This window comes from Oceanirhabdus sp. W0125-5 (assembly GCF_027938815.1).
In the GTDB taxonomy this organism is placed as follows: Bacteria; Bacillota; Clostridia; order Clostridiales; family Clostridiaceae; genus Oceanirhabdus.
Genome location: NZ_CP115913.1, coordinates 3,499,803 through 3,518,949, shown reverse-complemented (window position 1 = coordinate 3,518,949; position 19,147 = coordinate 3,499,803). Strand labels below are relative to the sequence as shown.

The window sequence follows — 19,147 nt, the reverse complement described above, 5'->3', positions numbered from 1 at the left end:
TATATAAAATATCCTACTCAGGGCTAGTCAAGCGGGTACCTGGTGGAAAGGCTTTGATGAAAGTTAGAGATTTTTCCATAGGTGAGGTTGAAGAGAAGCGTAAAACTCTCCTATGGTAGAATCTCTTCTTGAATCTGCCTGTCCTCTGGGTGCGATATTGATTTTCCAGTGATGAATTTAATGTTTCAATAATTACAATAGGGATAATAGCGGTATAGAATGTAGGAAATTAAAGAACAGTATAATACACTATAATATATAGATGATTAAATCATGATATTTATTGAATAGATTAAAAAACTATCTAGCCAAAGATTTATTCAATCTGAAAGAAATACTTAAAAGGAAGAATTGTTAGGGTGGACATGCTATTACAACTGCCCTATCAAAATATAAAAATATACAATACTTTGGACTAGTTTTAACGATGTGAAGCATGGTTAAAGATAGTCCAAAGTTTCCTTATAGGATTTGGGCTTTAAGGGTAGAGGAATCTCTTCTCTTAAAGAGGGAGAAGGTGGGGAGGTCATTTTATTGTAGGGAAATTATCAAGGAGGGATTTAGTTATATTGGAGAAGTTATATTGATGAGATCATATAAATAGAAATGAAGAAAGGTAATATTGTTTAAGATTAAATATTAGGCTATGTTTAAAATAACGCTGAAATTGTGCTTTGTTTCAATTATTAAATATTTGAATTGGATATGAAAATTACGAATAATTATATATGAAACACTTAAGGTACAACATATTTGTATAATGAACTAAACAAAATATAATAATAGTTACATATTAATAAAATGTTTTTTACTTGGGATTCAGTAAAATCATAAGAGGTGTTGAATGAATGAAAGTTGGAATAGATATAGGTATAAAAAAATTATATAGCGATGCATTCGAGGGAAGAAATGACATTATTATGTGGGATGTTCAACAGATTAGTAATGAGCAATTAATTAAAGTAAAGTTTATTAAAACAAATTCAAATAATAAACAAGGAATATGGATTGCCACGGATAAAGGAATTGAGGTTAATGGTAATCTATATTCTCAAATTAATTTGTGGGAAGATACATCACCTAAAGAAGTTATACTAAAATGTTATACAGATGTTGGTTTATTAAGTATTTATAATATCTGGGACAAAGGTAGGGGAAGAAATTCTCAATCATATACTTCTGGTATGATAATAAAGGAAATAGATAATGTACTTTATTACTACTGCAATGATTATGGTTTTGAAACAGATTTTAATAAATTAATATTTTCAATTGAAAAATTATAATATATGCCGAATTCAAAATTAAATGACTATGAAATACTTTCATAAGATATTAAACAAAAATAGGAGATTAAGAAATGGCTAAAATAGACTCGCAATTTCATGGGACACCCGAAGAAATAACTGACTTTATAAAAGATTGTGTAAAATTATATAAATTGTATTTAGTTACAATTCAACTATTTCCATCTTTTAAAGCAGAATTATACTATGAAGAGGAGAATTTAGATAAGTTAAAAGTAACTAATGATATTAGATTAATCTGTGTATACCGTGATAAACCTGATATGTCAGAAAGTAGTTATTTAGAATTTTTAAAGGTAAATAAAGATTGTTTAGTAGTTACTCTTGGGAAACATAAAGGTGACACTCTTGAAGAATCAAGTTTAGGTTCTGTTACTGAAGATATTGACTCACTCAAATTATATAGAAAAATCATTAAAAACTTTAACTCTATGACAATAACAGGTGCATGGGTTATTAATCCTTATAATGGTGCAAAAGAGTTTTACAAGTATCATAGGTATACTCATCTTGCAAAAAAATTATTTGAGGATGGTACAAAGATGATACCCTTGGGAGGTTGGAACTTCTATATTTTGAATGAAGAAGTTGATAATTAACGATAGCTTAAGACGTAATAAAAGAGTTTAACTAATTATATTAACAACATTTTTTAAACATATTCAAAAATTAAAAAGCTTTGGATTAGTTCAACTGCTGCTTAGATGGGTGTTGTTCTTTATAATAATACTATTTATATAACATTGTATTATTTTAAAATTAAGCAGCTGTTAAGTTTGTCCAAAGCAACTTTATTGTGAAATTGATTGGGAAGATTAGAGTTTTATGAATGATGATTTTGTTGTGAGTAGGTCATTTATCGCAAGTAAGTATCAAGGTCTAATCTTCGTTATCAATTTCGGATAAGTATTTATTGTAGTTGAGTATAATATTAGTAATCTTTAGAAGGTTCTCTTCATGTATACTATTTCCTTTTATATTACATACTTTTTGTAGTTTTTCCATAGCACTATTTGTCCTAGGACCAATTATTCCATCAACAATAAGAGCCTTATTTTCGAAATCATATATCTTGAGTTGATTTAGATTTTTCTGCAGCTCAGTTAGTGAATACTCTTCTATATCAATAATTTGATTAGGGATAGGATCATATTTATATAAGTTATTTTCTTCAATAATACTAATAAGTTTTATAGGATACTGAGGATCCGTACAATAACCGCAGTTATAAAGTTCATTACAAGCTTTCTTGTAATTAGTAGCTTTAACAACTGGAAGATATCTTTTGGCGGTAGTAATCAATCTAGCATAGTCAGAAAAGCTCTCTTCATAGTTCGGATATTTTCTGAAAAGACATATCATTGGGGTTTTGACTCCATTTACCCATTCATAAGTTTGAAGTTCTGAATAATCGTACCCACAGGTTCTGGTCCACTTTATACCGAATATATTGTTTCCTTTACAATGACGAAGCCATCCTGTTTCAAGTATTGCTTGAGAAATGATTACTGATGGAAGCAGACCATATTTCTTGTGTATGAATTCTGCATAAGGGACTATCAAAGATATAATTTCTGATTTATTAAACATAAAATTCACCATCCTTTTTAATTGTATATATGCACATTACTTTTGGGGTGCTAGTTTTGGGAGGAAAATAGATAAGTCACTACGTTAAAGAAAGGCGAAGGAGGGGGATAATTTTGTTGTGAGCAGATTTACTGTTGAGGGATTTGATTTTATCGATGAAATTATATTGAGAAGATAAGAAGTAAATATGGTAGAAAGTGAAATAATTATTGTATATGGTAGGGACGATTACAAGTTTGGACAAGTTCATCTGCTGCTCATGTTTTGTTGTAGGTTTAAGTGATGATGTATTTATAAAGGGTATTGTAGAGAAAGTTATGCAGCTGCTGAGTTTGTCCAAAGTATCTTTGTGGGAAATTGATTGGGAAGATTAGAGGTTTTTATGTGAGGTTCCAATTCTTGTTGTGAGTAGATTTTTTGATTTAAGTAATTATGTTGGTACTAATCTTCTTTATCAATTTCGGATAAGTATTTATTGTAGTGAATGAGATTAGTGGTTTGCTTTAGAAATTCATTTACGCACAAGTAGAGCAGTTCGTTTTTGTTGGTTAGAAGTATAGAAGTTTCTCAATGGGGTCCTAACTGAGTTAGCTTATGGTATAAGAACATAGAAAGATATAGATGGTGTTAAAACAAAGTATCTTCTTGAAGGTGATAAAGCGGTATTTGAATCAGATAGTACTTATGAGATTTATTATACTTATTCTTCAGGTGGAAAGTTGGTATGAACCTAAATGATATTGAGTACTTCTATATAAGAAATACCTAAGGAGATATTATTGTCATTAATGATGGCAGAGGTGACGAAGTAGTAAAATATACTTATATAGTTTGGGTAAGCTAATAAGTATAAAAGATAAAGATGTAACTAATGATAAAGCTCATGTAGGATATAAAAATTCATAATTTTTCACAGGAAATTGCTAAAGGAAGAAGTGCAGAAGGGTGGCATTTTGATATTCATCCGATTGTAGAGGGTGGAAAACCAATTGAACATATCATTATATATATATAGCAAAAGCTTTAAGTTTAGAGTTCATTTGTTTTGTGATTAAAGGATATTAAAGTAATTAATGAGGTTATAAGAAATAGCATGTGATTTCAAGTATATGAAGTATACAAATAGGGAGTAATTATTATGAATAATGATCTAATTATTATTAGAAACGCCAAAATTAACGAAACAAAGATAGACTTAAATATTTTTAATTTAAAAAATAAAAACCAGTTTAATAGTATAGAAGCTTATATATCATTTTTTGGAGAAAAACAATTAATGAAATCTGTTTATGATGAGGATATTAATTCAGACACAATAAAAAACTCTGAATTATATAATATGTATTTAGAAACGATTAACTTAAAAAGTGATAATGATTATTTTAAAAATGCATATAGATTAAAGAATAACTTAGCAGTAATAATATCTGAGCATATAAGGATAGTTAGAATTATTGAAGATTATATTGTTGAAGATGAGAGACTTGTGCCATGGTATTATGTTGGAACTGAAAAGTATATCGCTGATTCATGGTGGGAAACAGATGAGGTTATTATTAATGATTTTAATAACTTATCTTTTATAGAATTCTTAGTTAAGTATAAAATGTATTAATTAATCCCCTTTCTAGATAGTGAGAAATAAGTTATGTATGAATTAAAGGTATATTCTGGGTTGAATATGCCTTTAATATTTGTAAAGATAAATGAGAAAGATAAGCTAAATGAAAATTAAATTTAGAGATGATTAAAGAGGAGAACTTATATGAGAGGAATATGGAAAAGGTGGTATCCCTTAGAAGGTATACCGCAAAAATTAGTTATTGATAGTTTTACTGATGATGAAAGATGGATAGATGTTTTAGAAATACTACCATGGATTTCACCTAGAATCAAAGTCTATAAAGTAAATATGGACGCAAAGTCATCCAATGAGTAGTGGATGTAGAGAGTCGTTTGCGATGAATAATTTATTAGTCATTATAAGATTTGAAGGAGTAAAACATAGCTATGGACATGGTTTTATACGACAATTATGGAAGTAAAATTGATGTTATTGAAATACCAGAAAAAATTCATCAAGATATATTTTTAAATAATGATATGTGGAGAAGTTATTTAATGTTAAAAAGAATAAGTGATTATTATTTAACAAATATATATATTAAAAAACAAGAGTTAGAAAAATTGAAAATTGACTTAAAAAATATTAGTAGATTCATAAGTGATGATTCTATCGTTTTTATTGAACAGTTAATTAACAAACTGAGTAGTGAGAATATTTCACGAATTCATATTTCCGGTGATTAGCAGTTAGAGCAAGAATAGAAGATTTAAGACAAAGGTAAGTAAGGAAATCAATAGAAGAGTTAAGTATGATAAAACAAGTAAATCTAAAGATATTATTATAATGGCTATAGATAAAAAGATTAAAGAACTTGAACAAGAGAATAAGAAGTTAAAAAAACAGTTAGAGTTGCTTAGAGGGAAATTGTATGAAAAATTGTAGTTTTTCATAAGATATGGTAAATGAGTACTAATTTGGAGGGCGATTGAATATGAACTTGAAAGAAATTGAAGAGAAATTCAATAAACATTATAACTTTGAAGAGTTAAAACAATATATAATTAATTCCACAAAAGAACTAATAAATAATTGGGAAACTAACTACTTATTTGAATACAAAGACGAATTACCAAATAATTTAACTTTCAAAGACCTTGAGATAGAGTATTTATGTACTCATTTAATAATAAATAATAAAACTAGAATTTCACCATTCTTTAGAGTTTGTGTACAATTAAATAACCCTAAAACTGATATTGGACTTTATCAGTACGAAATTGAGTATGGCATTAACGGTGAAATATATGATGACTATTTTATAGAATTATAAGATAATCGTGTGATTTTGTATACACAAAAAGGCGAAAAATAATACTAGAGATTAATATAAAAAATTAATATTAGAAAGTGAGAGGGGGAGTGCTATATGAATAATTTCAATGGGCAAACATTAGATCCTCAAAAAACAAATCAGATTTTAGAAAAGTTTAGAGAAAAACATGTAAATGATACTTATCCTGAAAGAATTCTAATGATAAATCATTTAAAAAATCTTGAAAAAAGATTACCAGTGGAGAGATTAAGGGATATAGTTATTCCTAAACAACAGAATATTTATATGTATCATGAACGAATGAAAAATCTTTATTTAACAAATGCAAATATCATATTTGAATATATAGAGCAGTTGGAACCATGGGAAGACGTTGATTGTATAATTTTTGATGAAAAACTTGAGTGGTATCTTGGAATTAATCATAGTGAAGAATTATTATTATCAGGAATATGTATTGAGTAAGTCATTGTAGGATAATACAAGATTAATGATGGTACAAGAAGATACATGTTAAGTAAAGGAGAGAGTAATGAGTGAGTTTGTTAATGAAATAATTGGTGAGTTAAGATTATTTATGAATGATAAAATTAATATACATGAGTTAACTGACTGGGCTGACAAAAAATATAACTTCTTTTTTGAAAGAGGGGATTATAAAATTTTAAATTATCGATTAATTAATGATATTTTATTTGAAATAAGAGATTTAGTTGAAGAAGTATCAGTTGAAGATTTTATTAGTAAGGCGGAAAATAGATATTTTAAAGATCAGATAAGTGCGATTCTTGAATTATTGCTGGGAAAAGAGAATTATTTTGAAGTTTATAAGATTAGAGAAATGTGTAGTGATAAATATCAACCATTATGTAAAGTATTAGATAAGCTAATTTCTTTGATTTTATGTAATAAACTAATCCCAAAAGAAGAGTTAGTAAAAATTAAGGATTATTTAATAAAAGAAAATCAAATAACAAAAGAAGATATTATTATATCAGAGATTATACTAACTTTATTTCATTTAAATGAGGCAATTAGAGTAAATTCAGAGGAAGTATTTATTGGAATGTTAGGAAACTGCAAATCAGGTATCAATGTTAAAGAAGAGAAAGAATACTTAATGAAATTAAGTGAAATTTTACATGGTAAAAGAGGGTATAGACTAAGTTTAGGACTTAATATTACTTCTATTATTTATATTAATATTGTAATTTTAGAGTAATTTAAGGAGGTAACAATGAAAATAAATAATTTATTAAATATGTATGATTTTCATGATAGTGTAATTAAAAATATAATTTATATATCTAATAAAAAAGAGATTACCTTCGAGATTAATTTATGCAATTGGAGACAACTTAATTATAAGGATAATGATTTAGAAATAATAAAATTGAAATTAGTTTTTACAGGTATTGAAGCATTTAAAACAGCACCTGAATATTTCAAATTTGATAATGAAGAAATACTTGATGTAAGTTGTAAATTTGATGAAAAGAATAATAACTATTTCGTTAAATTTGTTGTTTATGGAAAAGATGATGTTATATTAATAAAATTTTATGCTAAAGAATCGGTTATTAGTTTGGAGCAAATTGAATAGTTAGAATCAAGTGCAATCCTTTTTTATTAGGTTGATAAACTAAAAAGTTATGTCACAGTAAAACAAAAGAAGTAATTTGAGATAAAATTTAATATTTATAAACAATAAATGAAATCTCTTTTATTGAATTGAAAGTGTAATATATTTTATTCAGTGATAGTTTATTAAAGGGCGTATAATAGTGATCTGAATTCCTGAATACTTATATAATTATTGATACACACTTATAAAAATAGTATAATTTTATTATAGGAAAAGGATGAAACAATTAACATAAAAACCAAACATATAAAGGAGATAAAGATGGATTATAATAAGACTGAAGACGCAATATTTAAAAGATCCATGGAGATATTCAAGGAAGGTGCCTTAAGCTTTTTTGGAATAGAAGAAAAAATAACATCTCCGGCAAATATAGAAATTAAAAATATTGACATTAAAACAAGCTCAATGGATTATCTTTTTAATACAGAAGATGGAAACTATCTACATTTTGAGTTTCAATCGACTAGCAAAACTGAGGATATTGCTAGATTTATGTATTATGATGCAACATTATATTATAGAGACAGAAAAAGAATAAAAACTATAGTTGTATACTCAGCTGAAATTGATAAAACAATAACAAATCTTTCTTGTGGTTCTATAAACTACCAAGTTGAAGCTTTTTATATGTCGAACATAGATGGAGATGAAAAGTATAATAATCTTAAGAATAAACTTGAAAGAGGAGAGAAACTAGATAAAAAAGATATAGTGACATTAACTTTTATACCAATAATGAAAAGTAAGAAATCTAAAGCAAGTAGAGCAATAGAAAGTTTGGATTTAGCGAAAACTATAAAAGATGACAAAATTAGAACGGATTGTATTACTCTCATCTATGCTTTATTTGAAAAGTTTGCTGATAGTGAGTTGAAGAAAAGATTTAGGGAGGTTTTCACAATGACAGAAATAGGTAAAATGATATATGAAGATGGTGTTAAAGCAGGAGAAGATAGAGGAAAAGCAATAGGAAAAGCGGAAGGTAATGCTGAACTTATTATAAAACAGTTAGTAAAGAAATTCAAAAAAATACCAGAAGAATACAAAATTAAAATTAAGGAATTACCACAAGAAACTTTAGATGTGTTAGGGATGGATATATTTGATTTAAACTCAGTTGAGGATGTAGAAAAATATTTATAAAATAAAAGAAGCTATTTTACAGAGTTAGAAATAGGGAACCCAAAAGGTTCCCTTAATTAGTATTTATAGCTAGTCTTTTTCATTATGATACCTGTAAAATTAATTAAAATCCAAAACATTACAAATCAAATTTTTAACATTATCAGGTATTTTCCCACCAGCTTCATATCTACCAATATAATTAAGCTCACTTCTGCTACTTAACCCAACAGCTCTAGCCAACTCAACTTTACTCATTCCCTTTATCAAACGATATTTCTTAATCTTATCACCAATACTTTCTTCAGGTAGATCCTTATATAAACTCTCATACAAATTTAATACCAAAGTTTGTAAAAATGTCGCAGTTTTGGAACATAAGGTTGCCCCTGCCATCTGAGTGAGAATAATCAATGTATTTTGTGCTCTGCTTTGCAGGATAAAGATAAATGTGACTGCGGACACTGGAGTGGAGTATGCATATATCAACGATTTATTGAAAATGGTAAAAAAGCAACTGCTACAAGAAAGTACTATGAAGGTGAAATAGTAAAGAAAGAGAAGATTGGACCAGAACTTTTAAAGTTAATTATTAAAGTTCCAGAATACTTGAGTGAACGATTAGTTCAGCCAGGTAGTTTTGTGTTTCTCAAAAGTCCTAATGATAAGGTGACTTTTGATGTTCCAATTGCAGTTATGGAAGTTAATAGGAAAAAAAGTACTATAACTCTTGTGATAAAGATTCTAGGAATTAAAACTAAACGTATTGATCAACTTAAGACAGGAGAAAAGATAACAGTTAAAGGTCCATTTTGGAACGGAATATTAGGTTTGAGACATATTAAAAACCTTAAGGATAGTACGGTTTTGGTCATTGCAAGGGGCATAGGACAGGCTCCGATGATACCTCCATTAAAAGAACTATATAATAATAATAATAAAATAATAACGATAATAGACAAGGGAAAAGAAGGGGTAGAATTTATAAGACCTTACTTAGACAGGTATTCCCATGTGAATATATATACTTCAGTAATTGATAAAGGAATAAATTCAGGAAAATTTGAGGATATATTTAAGAATATAGTAGTACATGATAAAGTTAGTTTGGTTCATTGCGATACCGCAGATTTTATCATAAAGAAAGTAATGAAATATATTGATGATATTGAAAAAGAGAAAGGATTGAAAATAGATTTCTCATGTTGTAATAATTTCAAGATGGCTTGTGGTGAAGGCATATGCGGATGCTGTACAAATAGAAGAAATAGCAACATAAAGAGGATGTGCAAATATCAAGGTGATCCTAAAGATATCTTCGAGGAGTGTGAGCGTTAATGAAAGCAATTATAATAGGAGGAGGTTGGGCAGGGGCAGCAGCTGCTCTAAGTGCAAGAAAACAGGGGGCGGAAGTACATGTTTATGAGAAAACAGATCTGCTTCTTGGGTTAGGTAATATTGGTGGAATCATAAGGAATAATGGAAGATACACTGCAGCAGAAGAGTTAATAGCCATGGGATGTGGAGAGCTAATAGAGTTATGTGATGAGAACGCTGCACATAAAACAGTGGATTTTCCAGGTCACAAACACGCCACATTATACAATGTTAACAAGATAGAACCAGCTGTAAGAAATTACTTAATATCACTGGGTATCAATCTTCATTTTGTTAAGAGAGTGAGCGGGGTTGAACTGAAAGGGAAAGAGATAAAAGGAATATATCTTCATGATGGTACCTATGTAGAAGGAGATGTATTTATCGAGACAACAGGTGGAACTGGACCAATGGGAAATTGCATGAGATATGGAAATGGATGTTCAATGTGTGTATTAAGATGTCCATCATATGGTCCAAGAGTTAGTATAACTGAAGCTTGTGGACTTGAAGATATAATGGGTGAACGTGCAGATGGAGAATTTGGTGCCTTCAGTGGTTCATGTAAATTGGCTAAGGATACCTTATCAGAAAAAATTCAAAAAGAGTTAGATGAAAAAGGTGTTTCGCTAGTACAAATTCCGAAAGAGGATGTAAATAAGGATAAGCTAAAAATAAAAGTATGTCAGCAGTATGCCCTTGATGCATTTGCTGAGAATATAATTTTGCTTGATACTGGTCATGCTAAGCTTATGACAAGTTATTACCCATTAGATAAGCTAAGAAAAATTAAAGGACTTGAGAATGCGAAATATATTGATCCATACGGTGGAGGAAAAGGTAACTCAATAAGATATCTAAGTATTGCACGTAGAAAGAATGATATGAGAGTTATGGGAATTAAGAATTTATTCGTTGGTGGAGAGAAAAGTGGGCTTTTTGTAGGTCACACTGAGGCCATTTGTACTGGAACACTAGCTGGATACAATGCTGTGAAATATGCAAAGGGTGAAAAGATGCTCATACTTCCAAGAAAGACTGCAATAGGAGATATTATTGCATATGCAAATTATAGAATGTTAAAGATGAAAGATCATAAAACTAGATACACCTTTGCTGGTTCAGTTTATTTTAAGAGAATGGAGAAATTAAAGCTCTATACTATTGATAAGGATGAAATAAGAAAGAGAATAAAAGACAACGGTCTTGAGAATATATTTAGTGAAAGATGAGAAGTGAATACTGAGTAGAAATCTGATGTCTTGGGGGTGGGATGTCAGGTTTTTTTGTTGTGAGAGCAAGTCAATAGAATGTGATGTTGCGATAAGACATAAGCAAATTATTAATATATAGTTGATGGTTTTAAATTGAAACAATGGTATTAATGAGAAATAAGTTTGTGATAAAATAATATTAGATATTATATAGTTGCCAAAACAACCCAAATATATTAGACAGCAAAAAATCTAAAGTTTACCTTACTTCAAATATTATGGCAACAGAAAATATATCTTTTTTATTGGTTCAGGTAGTAAGGTTCAGTAGTATCAAAAGATAAATAGATTAATAGAAGGGAGTTGCATATGGAAAAAATTAAAGATTCTAAATTTACTTGTCCATGTTGTGGATACAATACATTAAATGAAAAGCCGCCGGGGACTTATGATATATGCTCCATATGTTTTTGGGAAGATGATGGTATTCAATTTGATGATCCAGATTATGTTGGAGGAGCTAATTATGTTTCATTGAGAGAGGCACAGTTGAATTTTAAGAAGTTTGGGGCATGTGAAGAGAGGGTTATAGAATTTGTTAGAAAGCCTAATGAAAGCGATGTATATGAGGGAGCAAAAGATATATCAAAGATAAGAAGAGTTCCAATAGAAGATATGATAGCTGTTTTTAAGATTTTAGATATACCAATGGAAAAAGTTTTAGAACTATATAAATCTAACAAGCTTAGAGGATTAAGTGTTGTTTTTAATAGTGATGAATTGGAGAAATATATTTCTTTAGAAGATAGTGTTAATTATTCGGAGTTAGCAAGAGGAAGAAATGAAATTACTGTAGTAGATATTTCAAATGAATGTCTTGAAACTATAGAATTAACTAACGAACAAGCAAGAGTAAAGTTGCAGAGCATAAAAGATAAGTTCATTCAGGAAGTGGAAAGAAAAATATAAGATAGTAAACTTTTGCTATTTCGTATTGATGCTGAGAAAATAGTATATTTTATAAATGATGATTCGGAGTATTAGTATAAAACATCTTTATAATAGGCAACACAGATATTATAACCCTTCTTTGCAGGAGATTATAACAAATCCAGTACCTTTTACAGAGACATGATAATGGACGAATAATCTATACAATTTAGAGATATTAAAATGATAAGCAAGGAGCTAACTTCGTGTTACCTCCGAGGATACCTGCGGTGTAAATTCTTCCAAATGGAAAAGTTTACACCTCATGGGTATTTCTGAAGGAGTGAAGCGACTGAAGGTGCAATTTTATATGACGATGTAACAGCATTTATTTTAAAGAAGTACAAAATTAAAAGTACAAATAAAATAACTTAATATAATTAGGATATATTAAGAATATAGGTTTTAGAAAGGAAATGAGGAAATATAAGATGAAATTTTCTAAAGTATTATTAATACTAGGTGTATTAATTGTTATGATTTTTAATGTCAATACAGAGTGTATTAAATGTGAAGAAATACAGCCAGAGTTACATGAGGATAAAACAAATATAAAAAAGAAGGCTTTTTTGACTTTTGACGATGGTCCATCACCTGAGGTTACTTTAGATATTATTAAGGTGTTGAAAAAAAATCAGGTAAAAGGAAGTTTTTTTATTATTGGAGGTAGAGCAGAAGAATATCCCCATATAATTGAAGAGTTGGTTAACAATGAAATGAGCGTATGTATACATAGTTACAGTCATAAATATGAAGATATTTATAAATCCGTAAATGCTTATATTGAGGATTTGAAAAAATGCGAAGAGGTTATTAAAAGGCATGTTAAAGGAGATGTAAGCAGATATGTAAGGATGCCTGGTGGTTCTTTTGTAAGTATAAAATCCAAGGAAATAAAAAAAAGAATAAAAGAAGCTATTGTAGATAATGATTTTAAATATATTGATTGGAATGTACCATCTGATGACACAAGAAAAAGGTACGTATCGGAAGAGTTTATTTTTGGAAATATAAAAAAGAATATTAAAGGAAAGAATACAGCCATAATTTTAATGCATGATTCTAAATATAAGAAAACAAGCGCAAAGGTTTTGCAGAGAGTCATTGATTATTTAAGAGAAGAAGGATACGAGTTCTATAGTATGGATGATATTACAGTGGAAGATGAAATGTTATTGATTAAAAGTAGAATTATAAACAATGTGTGTAACAAGTGAGTTTACTCAGATAAAGCCCTGCATTTTTGCATGGTTTTGTCTTATTTATGCAAATAGCAGTAATATTGAAAAAACGTATAATGATTCCATATGTCGCACTAATTTCATTAAATTTAAAAGTTTTTGAACATATTCACAGTTAGTAAATTATTTCATAATATGTTAATGTTAAGTTGTTAATAAATTAACAAGGTGTAAAGTGAAAAATGAATATAATCTGAATCATATTAGGGGGCATATAAATGATTCATTAAAAATATTTTATTGATTTTCATGAAAGCATAGAATCAAGTATTGAGCTTAAAGAAGATTTAATGACAAAAATTAATAATATATTTGAATGTAACTATGATAAAAAACAATTAATAAGGGTTATTGATTATTTGACAATATGGCAATCCTTGAATATGAGTATAGCAAAATATCATCTATTTAAGCAGGCTTTGTTGACCTTGCTACACAATGTTTTACACCACGAAAAGAAAGTGAAAACTCCGATATTTATGAATATGATGATTTAGGAGCATTAATAGAATTCCTTAACAAAATTATTTATAAATTTATAATAATAGATTCTTTAGAAAGTAAATTATTAAAACTGTTTTCTAACAAGCCTTATGTATATGATAAAGAAATTTTCTCTAGTATGACTAACTTTGAAATTGATGAATTTAATCAAAAGATTTGTGAATTATATAACATTTTAAATGCAGTATCTAATGAAAATAATAAACTTAAAGGATGCGAATTTCTCAAGGGAATGTTCGGTAAAAGCTTTTATGATTCTTCAAAAATTGCTTAATACATGAAAATAACATGCTATTGTTGTATAAAAAATAGATATAGGAGTGAGTGAAAATGAGTAATTATTTTAGTATTGTAAAACAAGAAGATTCTGTTTCAGGTGTTTTTAACATTGAAGAAGATAAGGTTTTTCATATAGGGCATAAAATCAACCGAATAAATGAAGAAGAATATATGAACGGATATAATCGGGAAGAATTATTAAATTATTATTTAGAAGAAAAGTGTGCTAATTTACTTGATGAGATGGATGGAGATTCAGAGGCGAGTACATATGTAGCATATTATCCGTTAATAAAAGAAAAGATTGAAAAATCTAAGTATGTAATGAGTCTGATAACAGAGTTTATAGAAAATGAAGAAACGTTATATGAGTTTATTATAGAAAATAATAATGAAATAGTATGCTATTAGAATTTAATTAATATTAAAGAGAAATCAATTTCGCACTCTAAGAACAGGTGATTCATAAAGGTTTTCGAAGATTTAAGAGTTTTTCGATTCTCTACAACTTCTAAAATCTAAAGAAGTAAATTCTCTTATGGACGAGATTATTACTCAGGATCCATTCTATTCAACTAGTCGATCTTTAAAGAAGAAAAAGGGCGCTAAAATTATAGATGTAATTGAAACTGAAGTAGAAGTTCAGTAAGGTAAGAATGCCGTCAGTTCATAAACTGCTGTGTTGATTTTTTTGTTAAATGATAGGCATTGATATGAAAAAAATATTAGTGTTATTTTTAACTATTGTTCTCTATTTTTTAAATTTTCGCGCATATACATTTTTCCTTCCCAACCATGTCGAGCATATAGATAGTTAAATTCTTTATCCCCCTTAATCCTATACAAATCCAACACTCTTGTTCCATCTTGCCATGCTCCTTTACCGATATGAAAACTTTTGTCAGTACCATGATATGGTGTATCTCCCCAAACATAGGAAACATTATCTATTATAATCTTTTCCATTTCAGGACCATAAACCGTTCCGACAATCTTATTCCACTGTATGAACCAAAAAAGTAAACACATAACAACGCATATAATAGCAATTAAGAATTTATATTTTTTTTTCATAAAAGCGCTCCTTTCGCTTATTTCTTATAGGGCTTAGGTTGGGGGATGTTGCAAACATTATATTAAGCAACATCTTAATGAGGATGTTTTAATACTATCAAAATCAATATGCATGGTAATTTGCCTCGGCTGGTAGTGATTTATTTTTTAAAAAATGCTCTGCTACTGTTATTGCATCATAAAAATCAATCAAATTGTACTTAAAACATCCAAGATATCCTTCGCCAGGCATAGGTACTATAATCTTCTCTCCTTGAGGAATGAATGGTGTAAATGAAATTTGATGATCATCATTATCATCCATAGCTTCCAAGAAAAAAACACTCTTATTATCGACACTTCCTATTGCTAATTTCAAACACTCTCCACTCTCATGTTTAATACGAATACCTTGAAAAACCATATCTTCACAATAATCATTTAGATAATTAATAAATGATAGCGTTTCTTCAACGGTCTCACATTCTTGTTTCTTAAATTGATAAAATATCGTATACATTTTATTCCTCCTATATTACAAATCACTAGGTTTATAGACGTAATATTTACTACTTTTATTACTTATTACCCATTATAAACATAACTTACCTATTAAATTATAAACTAAATAAGGGTGATTTTACAATGTATAAAACTATTGACAATAAATGGTGAGCGGTGAAAATGTTATGCAAATTATAGAATGTTAAAAATGAAAGATCATAAAACTAGATGCAACTTTGCTGGTTCAGTATATTTCAAGAGGATGGAGAAATTAAATATTTATACAATAGATAAAGATGAAATAAGAAAGAGAATAAAAGACAACAGTCTTGAGAATATATTTAGTAAAAAGATGAAGTGAATACAGAGTAGAAATCTGATGTCTTGGGGGTGGGATGTCAGTTTTTTTTTGTTGTTATAGAGTTTGGTGTGAGTGTAATTTAGTTGGTTTGTTTAGTATGTTAATAATGATTTTTAAAGAATTTCTCAAATATTTAAAAAAATTTCAAAAAATAAGGAAAAAATTAACAAATGCGGAATATACTTAATTATGTAAAGGAAACTAAAATCAAACTTTGATCACTTGTTTATTTGTTTTATTTTGCTTACAAAAAAAATTTATCTTATTTTAGTTTAAGTATATGTAGTGACATATTAACAATTCTAAATTAAGTGGGGGAAATTCTTTTTGAAAGCATTTAAAATATTTTTCAGCAGTTGTTGAACACTACAACTGACTATATTATCAAAAGGGGGATAATTAAGGAATGAAAGGCAGATTAAGCAAGATTACTTCGTTTTTACTTGTTTTACTGATGTGTATTAGCGCATTTTCAGGATGTGGTAATTCAGAAAAGAAAGAAAATGAAAATGTAAAAACAACACAGGAGGAGACCAATAATAAAGACAATAAAGAAAATGAAGAAACACCAAAGACAGAGGCTTCAATTACTGGTGCTGAAAACGTTTCTATAGAGGAATTATCAGAGTTTGATCCACTTGATGGTGTATCAGCAAAAGGAACAGATGGTAAAGATGCAACATCTAATATAGAGGTTACTGGTGAAGTTAATACACTTATACCAGGTGAGTATGAGTTAACATACGCATTAAAAGGTACTGACTTATCAGTTACTAGAGTTGTAACAGTAACAAGTGTTGATGCTGCTTTAGCAAATGGTACTTACAACTACAAGTTTGCTTCAGCTGAATTAAGACATACTTTTATGGCAGCTGCTGAAGATTACCTATTGCATAGCCAACATGCAGGTATTCCATTATTTGCAAATGCTGGATTCAGATTATTTTCTAACAGAATGCAACTTGTTAGTGAAACTTCATTGCCAGTTTTAGGATTTGGTATAGATTATTCATCTATGGCTGCTGATGATAGTAAGATATTGATGGAAGATGGCCAAAAGGGTAATGAAGGTGAGTACACTTTTAGAGAGTCTATCGGGCAGAATCCTGCAGCATGGAATCAATGGAAATATGATGATGGAACAACAGGCGATATGATGGCTTATTATTACGGTACATTGTATGAATATGAGTTTAATGAAGATAAGTCAGGATATGTTCTTAATCCTTCCATGGCTTCTGAGGATCCAATAGCTATAGAAAGCCGTGAATTACCAAATGGTAAGATAGTATCAAAAAAATGGCAAATTAAAATAAAAGATGGTCTTGAGTGGAAGTTTAACGATAAAACTGATACGTCAATGATAACAGATACAACTATTAACGCTGTTGATTTTTATGAGACTTACAAACTTGCTTTAGAAGAAAAATGGTTTAGAGCTGTAAGTGGTGGTAGTGATTTCTGCACAAGTTCAACAAAAGTTGTTAATGGTCAAGAGTTTGTTGACGGAACAGCTGAGTGGGATACTGTAGGTATCAAGTTAATTGACGACAATACGCTTCAATTTGAATTTGTTGATGAGCAATCTCAATGGAATGTTAAGTATTTCTTAGGTAGTATGGTAATGACACCAGTTAATATTGAATTATATGAAGCTTTAGGCGACAAATATGGTATTGATGAAGAATCAATAGCATATCATGGTGTTTACTATGTTGACTATTTCGAGAGTGATAAAGTTATAAGAATGAAGAAGAATGATAAATTCCATGATGCAGATAAATATTTCTACACAGGTAGATTAATTACTATTATTAAAGATGCGGAAATGGAATTCCAAGAGTTTATAGCAGGTAAACTTGATACAGTTCCATTACCTTCAGCACATTATGAAGAGTATAAGAGTCATCCAGGATTAAAGCGTGTTCCTGGAAGAACAACTTTCAGAATGATGATTAACGGTACAGGTTCTAAAGAGGGGCACGCTGCACAATTCCCAGATAGTGAATGGGAACCAGAACCAATTTTAGCAAATCACGATTTTAAAATGGGTATCTTCCATGCAATAGATAGAAAGAAACTTGCTGAGGAAGTTATGAAGACTTCTCAAACACAGATGTATCTATTTACAGATGCGTATGTAGTAGAAGCTGAGACAGGTATGCCTTATAGAAATACACCACAAGGTATGGCAGTAGGTGCTGATCTTTCACCTTCAACTAATGGTTATAACTTAGATGCTGCAAGAGCTTATTATGATAAAGCACTTGATACTTTAATAGGAGAAGGCGTTTATAAGAGTGGAGATGAGATTAAAATTGAGTTCAATTACTTCAGTGGAAGTGAAACTCAAGCTTTAATGGCTACTTACATTAAAGATGCTATGGAAGAAGCATTCAACAGTGAAAAGCATAATATCAAAGTAACTGTAGATACTCTTCCAAAAGATTTCCCAGGAATCTATTATGATCACATGATGGTTGGTGAGTTTGATACTTCAATTGGTGGAATAGGTGGTAACACTCTAGATGCAGCATCATTCCTAGACACTTACTGCTCAGACAACAGATCTGGATTTACTCTAAACTGGGGTATTGATACTTCTAAACCAGAGATTACTGTTTCATATAAGAATGATGATGGTAAGATGGTTAAAGAGTTATGGTCATTTGACGCTATCGTTTCAGCATTAAATTTTGAAACTGAAATAGTAGATGGAACTGAAGTTCCTAAGGAAGAAGGGGCAGAGGAAGAAGAATCAGAAGAATAATATAAAATGATTTGAAATGTTTGATGGAGAAAGGATAGAAATATTATTTTTTCTATCCTTTCTATATAAGTAACTTAATTTCTTTTTATATATAGTTTTACAATATGCATTTATAAACTAGAAGGTATTATAGATGATATGGAAATAATGTAAATCTGGTTTTTATAAACCAATAATATAAGAGATGAGGCAAGAAAACATGTCAAGATATATAATAACAAGAATAATTTGGATATTTATAATGCTGGTTACCATTTTGACATTGAACTTTACTTTGTTAAAGTTAG

The 19,147-nt window shown here is 29.1% G+C and carries 24 protein-coding genes and 1 pseudogene; 21 read left to right on the top strand and 4 right to left on the bottom strand.

What is annotated here, in order from left to right; translation table 11 throughout:
* Positions 1 to 848 precede the first annotated feature (848 nt).
* Positions 849 to 1,286: a hypothetical protein gene (locus OW730_RS16285; RefSeq protein ID WP_271225108.1), complete on the top strand. Its 438-nt coding sequence runs from the start codon at positions 849 to 851 to the stop codon at positions 1,284 to 1,286.
* Between the two features lie 74 nt (positions 1,287 to 1,360).
* Positions 1,361 to 1,906 carry a hypothetical protein gene (locus OW730_RS16280; protein ID WP_271225107.1) on the top strand — a complete coding sequence of 182 codons (546 nt, stop codon included), beginning with the start codon at positions 1,361 to 1,363 and terminating at the stop codon, positions 1,904 to 1,906.
* A 280-nt stretch (positions 1,907 to 2,186) separates the two neighbouring features.
* Here OW730_RS16280 and OW730_RS16275 read toward each other — a convergent pair whose 3' ends face one another.
* Positions 2,187 to 2,897 carry a glucosaminidase domain-containing protein gene (locus OW730_RS16275; RefSeq protein WP_271225106.1) on the bottom strand — a complete coding sequence of 237 codons (711 nt, stop codon included), beginning with the start codon at positions 2,895 to 2,897 and terminating at the stop codon, positions 2,187 to 2,189.
* Between the two features lie 215 nt (positions 2,898 to 3,112).
* On the opposite strand from OW730_RS16275, the gene OW730_RS16270 reads away from it, so the two are divergent.
* The 10 genes and pseudogenes from OW730_RS16270 (at position 3,113) to OW730_RS16225 (ending at position 8,588) form a co-directional block, all read left to right on the top strand.
* The gene (locus tag OW730_RS16270; RefSeq protein ID WP_271225105.1) at positions 3,113 to 3,271 is read left to right on the top strand and encodes a hypothetical protein; all 159 of its coding nucleotides are present in this window, start codon (positions 3,113 to 3,115) and stop codon (positions 3,269 to 3,271) included.
* A 764-nt stretch (positions 3,272 to 4,035) separates the two neighbouring features.
* Positions 4,036 to 4,512: a hypothetical protein gene (locus OW730_RS16265; protein WP_271225104.1), complete on the top strand. Its 477-nt coding sequence runs from the start codon at positions 4,036 to 4,038 to the stop codon at positions 4,510 to 4,512.
* A gap of 150 nt (positions 4,513 to 4,662) precedes the next feature.
* Positions 4,663 to 4,836 (top strand): hypothetical protein, encoded by a 174-nt coding sequence (locus tag OW730_RS16260; protein WP_271225103.1) that lies wholly within the window; start codon positions 4,663 to 4,665, stop codon positions 4,834 to 4,836.
* A 71-nt stretch (positions 4,837 to 4,907) separates the two neighbouring features.
* Positions 4,908 to 5,207 carry a hypothetical protein gene (locus OW730_RS16255; RefSeq protein ID WP_271225102.1) on the top strand — a complete coding sequence of 100 codons (300 nt, stop codon included), beginning with the start codon at positions 4,908 to 4,910 and terminating at the stop codon, positions 5,205 to 5,207.
* Positions 5,208 to 5,209: 2 nt separating this feature from the next.
* A pseudogene (locus OW730_RS16250) lies at positions 5,210 to 5,406 on the top strand (DUF6262 family protein); the annotation flags it as partial.
* 49 nt (positions 5,407 to 5,455) lie between these two features.
* Entirely contained in the window at positions 5,456 to 5,794 is a 339-nt protein-coding gene (locus tag OW730_RS16245; protein ID WP_271225101.1) for a hypothetical protein, read from the top strand.
* Positions 5,795 to 5,890: 96 nt separating this feature from the next.
* Positions 5,891 to 6,262: a hypothetical protein gene (locus OW730_RS16240; protein ID WP_271225100.1), complete on the top strand. Its 372-nt coding sequence runs from the start codon at positions 5,891 to 5,893 to the stop codon at positions 6,260 to 6,262.
* Positions 6,263 to 6,329: 67 nt separating this feature from the next.
* Positions 6,330 to 7,019, top strand: a complete 690-nt coding sequence (locus OW730_RS16235) for a hypothetical protein (RefSeq protein ID WP_271225099.1) — start codon at positions 6,330 to 6,332, stop codon at positions 7,017 to 7,019.
* A 15-nt stretch (positions 7,020 to 7,034) separates the two neighbouring features.
* Positions 7,035 to 7,400, top strand: coding sequence for a hypothetical protein (locus OW730_RS16230; RefSeq protein WP_271225098.1), 366 nt, complete (start codon positions 7,035 to 7,037; stop codon positions 7,398 to 7,400).
* A gap of 303 nt (positions 7,401 to 7,703) precedes the next feature.
* Entirely contained in the window at positions 7,704 to 8,588 is an 885-nt protein-coding gene (locus tag OW730_RS16225; protein WP_271225097.1) for a DUF4351 domain-containing protein, read from the top strand.
* A gap of 99 nt (positions 8,589 to 8,687) precedes the next feature.
* Here OW730_RS16225 and OW730_RS16220 read toward each other — a convergent pair whose 3' ends face one another.
* The gene (locus OW730_RS16220; protein ID WP_271225096.1) at positions 8,688 to 8,903 is read right to left on the bottom strand and encodes a helix-turn-helix domain-containing protein; all 216 of its coding nucleotides are present in this window, start codon (positions 8,901 to 8,903) and stop codon (positions 8,688 to 8,690) included.
* Between the two features lie 96 nt (positions 8,904 to 8,999).
* On the opposite strand from OW730_RS16220, the gene OW730_RS16215 reads away from it, so the two are divergent.
* The 7 genes from OW730_RS16215 to OW730_RS16185 all read left to right on the top strand — a co-directional run bounded on the left by OW730_RS16215 (position 9,000) and on the right by OW730_RS16185 (position 14,821).
* Positions 9,000 to 9,905, top strand: coding sequence for a sulfide/dihydroorotate dehydrogenase-like FAD/NAD-binding protein (locus tag OW730_RS16215; protein ID WP_271225095.1), 906 nt, complete (start codon positions 9,000 to 9,002; stop codon positions 9,903 to 9,905).
* Positions 9,905 to 11,176 carry an FAD-dependent oxidoreductase gene (locus OW730_RS16210; protein ID WP_271225094.1) on the top strand — a complete coding sequence of 424 codons (1,272 nt, stop codon included), beginning with the start codon at positions 9,905 to 9,907 and terminating at the stop codon, positions 11,174 to 11,176. Before OW730_RS16215 ends, OW730_RS16210 begins: the two co-directional genes overlap by 1 nt.
* 351 nt (positions 11,177 to 11,527) lie before the next feature.
* Positions 11,528 to 12,127, top strand: coding sequence for a CPCC family cysteine-rich protein (locus tag OW730_RS26850; RefSeq protein WP_333781223.1), 600 nt, complete (start codon positions 11,528 to 11,530; stop codon positions 12,125 to 12,127).
* 452 nt (positions 12,128 to 12,579) lie between these two features.
* Entirely contained in the window at positions 12,580 to 13,365 is a 786-nt protein-coding gene (locus tag OW730_RS16200) for a polysaccharide deacetylase family protein (protein ID WP_271225093.1), read from the top strand.
* 646 nt (positions 13,366 to 14,011) lie between these two features.
* Entirely contained in the window at positions 14,012 to 14,167 is a 156-nt protein-coding gene (locus OW730_RS16195) for a hypothetical protein (RefSeq protein ID WP_271225092.1), read from the top strand.
* Positions 14,168 to 14,223: 56 nt separating this feature from the next.
* On the top strand, positions 14,224 to 14,583 hold the full coding sequence (locus tag OW730_RS16190; RefSeq protein ID WP_271225091.1) for an Imm51 family immunity protein: 360 nt from the start codon (positions 14,224 to 14,226) through the stop codon (positions 14,581 to 14,583).
* A 127-nt stretch (positions 14,584 to 14,710) separates the two neighbouring features.
* Complete coding sequence (locus OW730_RS16185; protein ID WP_271225090.1) at positions 14,711 to 14,821, top strand: DUF2922 family protein; 111 nt, start codon at positions 14,711 to 14,713, stop codon at positions 14,819 to 14,821.
* A gap of 92 nt (positions 14,822 to 14,913) precedes the next feature.
* Here OW730_RS16185 and OW730_RS16180 read toward each other — a convergent pair whose 3' ends face one another.
* On the bottom strand, positions 14,914 to 15,246 hold the full coding sequence (locus OW730_RS16180) for a hypothetical protein (protein ID WP_271225089.1): 333 nt from the start codon (positions 15,244 to 15,246) through the stop codon (positions 14,914 to 14,916).
* Positions 15,247 to 15,349: 103 nt separating this feature from the next.
* On the bottom strand, positions 15,350 to 15,745 hold the full coding sequence (locus tag OW730_RS16175) for a hypothetical protein (RefSeq protein ID WP_271225088.1): 396 nt from the start codon (positions 15,743 to 15,745) through the stop codon (positions 15,350 to 15,352).
* A 183-nt stretch (positions 15,746 to 15,928) separates the two neighbouring features.
* Here OW730_RS16175 and OW730_RS16170 point away from each other — a divergent pair, with 183 nt between their 5' ends.
* The gene (locus OW730_RS16170; protein ID WP_271225087.1) at positions 15,929 to 16,090 is read left to right on the top strand and encodes a hypothetical protein; all 162 of its coding nucleotides are present in this window, start codon (positions 15,929 to 15,931) and stop codon (positions 16,088 to 16,090) included.
* A gap of 406 nt (positions 16,091 to 16,496) precedes the next feature.
* On the top strand, positions 16,497 to 18,860 hold the full coding sequence (locus OW730_RS16165) for an ABC transporter substrate-binding protein (RefSeq protein ID WP_271225086.1): 2,364 nt from the start codon (positions 16,497 to 16,499) through the stop codon (positions 18,858 to 18,860).
* The last annotated feature ends 287 nt before the right edge of the window (positions 18,861 to 19,147 follow it).

What these genes read in the sequence shown, in the direction of transcription:
- OW730_RS16270 (WP_271225105.1), top strand. Translation starts at nt 3,113, where the DNA reads ATGGTAGGGACGATTACAAGTTTGGACAAGTTCATCTGCTGCTCATGT.
- OW730_RS16280 (WP_271225107.1), top strand. Translation starts at nt 1,361, where the DNA reads ATGGCTAAAATAGACTCGCAATTTCATGGGACACCCGAAGAAATAACT.
- OW730_RS16230 (WP_271225098.1), top strand. Translation starts at nt 7,035, where the DNA reads ATGAAAATAAATAATTTATTAAATATGTATGATTTTCATGATAGTGTA.
- OW730_RS16255 (WP_271225102.1), top strand. Translation starts at nt 4,908, where the DNA reads ATGGACATGGTTTTATACGACAATTATGGAAGTAAAATTGATGTTATT.
- OW730_RS16180 (WP_271225089.1), bottom strand. Translation starts at nt 15,246, where the DNA reads ATGAAAAAAAAATATAAATTCTTAATTGCTATTATATGCGTTGTTATG.
- OW730_RS16165 (WP_271225086.1), top strand. Translation starts at nt 16,497, where the DNA reads ATGAAAGGCAGATTAAGCAAGATTACTTCGTTTTTACTTGTTTTACTG.
- OW730_RS16260 (WP_271225103.1), top strand. Translation starts at nt 4,663, where the DNA reads ATGAGAGGAATATGGAAAAGGTGGTATCCCTTAGAAGGTATACCGCAA.
- OW730_RS16265 (WP_271225104.1), top strand. Translation starts at nt 4,036, where the DNA reads ATGAATAATGATCTAATTATTATTAGAAACGCCAAAATTAACGAAACA.
- OW730_RS16210 (WP_271225094.1), top strand. Translation starts at nt 9,905, where the DNA reads ATGAAAGCAATTATAATAGGAGGAGGTTGGGCAGGGGCAGCAGCTGCT.
- OW730_RS16285 (WP_271225108.1), top strand. Translation starts at nt 849, where the DNA reads ATGAAAGTTGGAATAGATATAGGTATAAAAAAATTATATAGCGATGCA.
- OW730_RS16195 (WP_271225092.1), top strand. Translation starts at nt 14,012, where the DNA reads ATGACTAACTTTGAAATTGATGAATTTAATCAAAAGATTTGTGAATTA.
- OW730_RS26850 (WP_333781223.1), top strand. Translation starts at nt 11,528, where the DNA reads ATGGAAAAAATTAAAGATTCTAAATTTACTTGTCCATGTTGTGGATAC.
- OW730_RS16170 (WP_271225087.1), top strand. Translation starts at nt 15,929, where the DNA reads ATGTTAAAAATGAAAGATCATAAAACTAGATGCAACTTTGCTGGTTCA.
- OW730_RS16240 (WP_271225100.1), top strand. Translation starts at nt 5,891, where the DNA reads ATGAATAATTTCAATGGGCAAACATTAGATCCTCAAAAAACAAATCAG.
- OW730_RS16235 (WP_271225099.1), top strand. Translation starts at nt 6,330, where the DNA reads ATGAGTGAGTTTGTTAATGAAATAATTGGTGAGTTAAGATTATTTATG.
- OW730_RS16275 (WP_271225106.1), bottom strand. Translation starts at nt 2,897, where the DNA reads ATGTTTAATAAATCAGAAATTATATCTTTGATAGTCCCTTATGCAGAA.
- OW730_RS16200 (WP_271225093.1), top strand. Translation starts at nt 12,580, where the DNA reads ATGAAATTTTCTAAAGTATTATTAATACTAGGTGTATTAATTGTTATG.
- OW730_RS16225 (WP_271225097.1), top strand. Translation starts at nt 7,704, where the DNA reads ATGGATTATAATAAGACTGAAGACGCAATATTTAAAAGATCCATGGAG.
- OW730_RS16185 (WP_271225090.1), top strand. Translation starts at nt 14,711, where the DNA reads ATGGACGAGATTATTACTCAGGATCCATTCTATTCAACTAGTCGATCT.
- OW730_RS16245 (WP_271225101.1), top strand. Translation starts at nt 5,456, where the DNA reads ATGAACTTGAAAGAAATTGAAGAGAAATTCAATAAACATTATAACTTT.
- OW730_RS16190 (WP_271225091.1), top strand. Translation starts at nt 14,224, where the DNA reads ATGAGTAATTATTTTAGTATTGTAAAACAAGAAGATTCTGTTTCAGGT.
- OW730_RS16175 (WP_271225088.1), bottom strand. Translation starts at nt 15,745, where the DNA reads ATGTATACGATATTTTATCAATTTAAGAAACAAGAATGTGAGACCGTT.